Annotated in this window: 4 protein-coding genes and 1 pseudogene; 2 read left to right on the top strand and 3 right to left on the bottom strand. The window is 59.4% G+C overall.

Annotated features, from left to right (window positions below):
- The coding region (locus GNZ12_RS44995) for an FAD-binding oxidoreductase (RefSeq protein WP_172310115.1) at window positions 1-85 on the bottom strand (85 nt) is incomplete at its 3' end.
- A 3-nt stretch (window positions 86-88) separates the two neighbouring features.
- Window positions 89-877 (bottom strand): ABC transporter substrate-binding protein, encoded by a 789-nt coding sequence (locus tag GNZ12_RS09535; protein WP_172310072.1) that lies wholly within the window; start codon window positions 875-877, stop codon window positions 89-91.
- Between the two features lie 242 nt (window positions 878-1,119).
- Between GNZ12_RS09535 and GNZ12_RS09540 the strand changes: the two genes are divergently transcribed.
- Window positions 1,120-2,091, top strand: a complete 972-nt coding sequence (locus GNZ12_RS09540; protein WP_172310073.1) for an ornithine cyclodeaminase family protein — start codon at window positions 1,120-1,122, stop codon at window positions 2,089-2,091.
- A 111-nt stretch (window positions 2,092-2,202) separates the two neighbouring features.
- Window positions 2,203-2,847: a helix-turn-helix transcriptional regulator gene (locus GNZ12_RS09545; RefSeq protein WP_172310114.1), complete on the top strand. Its 645-nt coding sequence runs from the start codon at window positions 2,203-2,205 to the stop codon at window positions 2,845-2,847.
- A gap of 161 nt (window positions 2,848-3,008) precedes the next feature.
- Here GNZ12_RS09545 and GNZ12_RS09550 read toward each other — a convergent pair.
- Window positions 3,009-3,846: pseudogene (locus GNZ12_RS09550) on the bottom strand (hypothetical protein); the annotation flags it as partial.

Raw genomic sequence — 3,846 nt, forward strand, 5'->3', positions numbered from 1 at the left:
CCACGCGGCGCCCTCGATCCTGCAGATGCAGCGCCGACGACACGCCGACAATCCCGGCGCCCAACACGATCACATCGAAATCCATAAGTTACTTCGCGATGATGTCGCGCTTGAAATACTTCTGCGACAGATTGCTGAGCGTACCGTTTTTCTTCAAAGCGTCGAGCGCGGCATCGATCTTTCCGGCCAACCCCTTGTCGCCTTTACGCAAGCCGAAACCCGTCCCTTCGCCAAGCGTTGCCGGATCGCTGAGCGGCTGGCCGACAATCGCATAGTCGTGGCCTGCGGGCTTGTTCAGGAAACCATCCTCAACAGTCTGCGCTTCCTGGACGGCAGCATCCAGGCGTCCGGCCACGAGGTCGGCATACACCTGATCCTGGTCCTGATACGAGACGATCGATACGCCCGCATTCGCCCAATGGGCCTTGAGGAAATCCTCTTGCGACGATCCCTGCAGGACGCCGACGCGTTTGCCCTGCAGGCTCTTCACATCTGGCAGCAACGGGGAACCACGCTTGGCCACCATCACGATCGGCACCACGTAGATCGGCGGCGTGAAATCGATGGACTGTTTGCGCTTGTCCGTGATGTTCATCGCGGAATTGACGACGTCGAACTTGCGCGCCTGCAAGGCGGGAATCAGGCCGTCGAACGAATTCTCCACCCACTCGCACTTCACGGCCATCTTTGCGCAAACCGCGTTGCCGACGTCGACGTCGAATCCCTGCAACTGCCCCGTCGGCGACTTGCTCTCGAACGGCGGATACGCTGCTTCGATGCCGAAACGCAAGGTGCTTTGAGTCTCCGCGCTAACGGTGTCGACCGAACCGATTAACGCAGCCGCGACGAAAAGTGACAGTGAAAGCTTCAGAGGCATGATGGTTCCCAGTGTGGTTGAAGGGTCGCAAATTCAGGGCGCGAACTGACGCAAACGGCGCAACGTCGAGAAGCCGCGTGAAAGGCAAAAGAGATCGGCCTCTCACACGCGCTCTGGAACAACAGTCTATTCTGGACATTGGCAATTGCAAGCGATTTTCAAAAATAAAAGTCCAAATTGGACTTTTTGACTTTAGAATCGTGCTGACGCCGCAAGCCGGCAACGATCTGGAGAGCAGGCCCATGAACAACACAGACAAAGTATTCCCGTTGATCGTCCAGCAGGACGCAGTGCGCAACGCACTGCCCCATCTCGATGTGCGCGGTGCGTTGACACGCATGTTTCTCGCGCTGGCCAACGACGCCGCGGTGCAGCCGCCTCAGACCTTCACCCCCTTTCCGCAAGGGGCCGGCGATTTCATTACGTACCTCGGGGTCATGGCGGACGCCAAGGTGTTCGGCGCCAAGTTGTCGCCGTACATCGTGACCGAATCGAAGCCGGTCATTACGGCGTGGACGGCACTGATGTCGATGGAAACGGGTCAGCCTTTGATGTGGTGCGATGCGGGTCTGCTCACCATCGAGCGCACTGCCGGCGCGACCGCACTCGCCGTGGATCACCTTGCGGCGGCCGACGCGCGCCGGCTCGCCATCGTCGGCGCGGGCGCGGTGGGACAGGCTCATGTGCGCCACCTCGCGGCACTCCGGCCATGGGACTCGATCAACGTGTTTTCACCCGGGCTAGCAGGGAACGAATCGAAGCGTGCAGCGGTGCATGCCCTTCATGAACGTGTACGGGTTTGCGCCACGCTTGAAGATTGCTTGCGCGATGCCGATGTGGTGGCGTTGTGCACATCCTCGGGCACGCCGGTACTAGCGGAGAAAATGCTGACGAAGCCGGCGCTCATTACGTCGATCAGCACGAATGTAGCGAATGCTCACGAAATTCCGCCCGCGTGGCTTCCGGACATGGACGTCTATTGCGACTACCGGCAAACCACGCCTGCCAGCGCGGGGGAAATGAAATTGGCGGCGCAGTTGCATGACTGGTCGCCGGAAAGCGTGCTCGGCGACCTGCCTAAGCTGGTAGCCGGCACAGCCAGAAAATCCTCCGGGCGACAGCACGCGTTTTTCCGCTCAATTGGGCTCGGACTGGAAGACGTCGCGATCGCCAACGAACTATTCAGACACATAGCCGGGCAGCACAGCGGTTAAGACAAAGGCCGGTGCGCCGCTCATGGCAAAATGGCGCGCAACATCCGGATTCGCAGCATCGTGGCGCAACACGGTGCAGACTTTCCGAAAACTGGAATTTCACTCACCTCTATGCGCAAAACAAAGACAACGGCTGCACGCAGGCTTCTTCTGGATCGATACGGCCGTGTCGCCGACGGTATCGCGCTGCTGTTTTTTCCGTACGTTGAAATCGTCCTTCATGACCTGCAAAGCCAGACGATTGCCTACATAGCCAATAACCTGTCGAAGCGCGAACTGGGCGACGAATCGGCACTGGAAGAAATCGACCATTCGGCGGAGTCAGGCACGATCGGTCCATACGAAAAAATCAATTGGGATGGCAGGCGGATGCGCTGCGTCAGCACGGTACTCTTTGACGACGCTGGCGTGGCCGTTGGTGTGATGTGCGTGAACTACAACATTGCGGTCTTCGAGGACATGAAACATGTCATCGACCGCGTGATCTCCGGCGCCGGCGTGATCAAGCAGCCAGAGGAGTTATTCAAGGACGACTGGCAAGAACGCATCAACACGTTTCTTCACGCGTGGCTTCAGGAGCGCCAGTTGGCGCTGAACTCGCTGACCCGCGACCACCGTCGCGAATTGGTCGAAGCGCTTTGGGCCGAAGGCGCATTCAAGGGGAAAAGTGCCGCAAACTATGTGGCAAACGTGCTAGGGATGGGACGCGCGACCGTGTATCAACACATAAGAGATCTGCGAGACGCGGAAGCGTGAGAGCGCCCGGATAGGGGCGCCCAATTTCTGATTGTGGTGACGACGCCGCTGCGCTGTCTGATCGTTGCGTTAGCGGCGGGCCGGGTGATCGCTTCTCAGTCGGAACGGGTTGATCGACGCGCCGCCGCTCTAACCAGCGGCGCGTCGATACAAGTCAAGCCTTATTGGCCCGTATACCCGAGCGGAACAGTCGCATTGGCCTTGGCGACCGTCGCGTTGTTCGAGACGATGTACTGCGGCGCCTCGGTGAGGGTCAGCGTGACCTGGCCGTTGGTATAGGCAAGCGTACTGGTATTGCCGTAACCATCGATCTTCGTCACGTTGCCCGACGTACCGGCGCTGTCAACCTGCAGCGTATAGCTCGTCGAGTAGGTCTGGCTATAAAGGCCACTGCCCGCAGGCCACTGCGCATTGCTGTGCGCCCATGCAGCCGTCACCACCTTGCCGTTGCCGAGTTGCTGGAACGCATACACATAGTCTCCCGCCGGCGCACCCGTGACCCGGCCCAATGTATTCGTGCCGTCAAGCACACGCGTCATCGTGGCGAAGGCCATCGCTTCGGGTTTCGGCGAGAGGTTCGAGGCACCGTACGCGCCTTGCGCATCATTCAGGTCGAAGAACGTGCCGTATCCCACTTCGCCGGGATAGTCAGCACCATAGAAGAGCGTCGTCAACTGTGCCCCACCGCCAAGCGTAATAATGTGCGACCGCACGCCAACCGCGGCCTGGGCAAACAACTGATTCTGCGACGGCACCGTGGGACCGTAGTTAAGACCCGGATCGTAGCTCGTGCCTGCTTCGGTGACGAAGAGCTTCATGTTCGGCTTGCCCGCCTGCATCACCGAACGCAACTGCGTCATCAGGTTGTCGAGTGCGTTCGCCTGGTTCGCCGGATCCGGATCGGAGTCCTGCAATTCAGGCGGATGAGCCGGATAGGTGCCCGCATTCCAGTAGCCATGCGTTGAGACTGCATCAATGTAATTCCACAGGCCCAGCGCA

It is taken from the genome of Paraburkholderia solitsugae (genome assembly GCF_013177695.1).
Taxonomy (GTDB): Bacteria; Pseudomonadota; Gammaproteobacteria; order Burkholderiales; family Burkholderiaceae; genus Paraburkholderia; species Paraburkholderia solitsugae.